The organism is Limnospira sp. PMC 289.06 (assembly GCF_032350395.1).
GTDB lineage: Bacteria > Cyanobacteriota > Cyanobacteriia > Cyanobacteriales > Microcoleaceae > Limnospira > Limnospira platensis.
This window is the reverse complement of sequence record NZ_JARPLC010000523.1, coordinates 1-381: the sequence shown is the minus strand read 5'-3', so window position 1 is coordinate 381 and position 381 is coordinate 1. Positions and strand designations below refer to the sequence as shown.

General features: G+C 40.2%; 1 protein-coding gene. It reads left to right on the top strand.

What is annotated here, in order from left to right; translation table 11 throughout:
* On the top strand, positions 1-381 hold a 381-nt coding region (locus tag P5674_RS26100; RefSeq protein WP_315670511.1), incomplete at both ends, for a group II intron maturase-specific domain-containing protein.

Below are 381 nucleotides of genomic sequence, written 5' to 3'. Positions count from 1 at the left end.
GCAGGCAATACCCCGTTGGAAAGTATAAATCTGGGAAAACAGGTGGGGCAACAAGCCGACTAATCGGACATAAAACCCACATAAAACCCAGCAATAAAGCAGTTAAAGCCCACACAGAAGTGATTAAAGGTGTAATTAAACAACATAAAACAACACCTCAATCAGCCCTGATTAGTAAACTAAACCCGATTATTCGGGGATGGTCTAATTATTACTCAGCGGTAGTCTCAAGTGAGACCTTTAACAAACTAGACCACATAATCTGGCAAATGTTACGGGCATGGACAGTATCAAGATGCGGAAAGGCAAGTCACGAAAAGCTAAGAAATTATTTCAGACATGGAACAATTAAACTTAGCAATGGGAAAGAAAGACACGAAA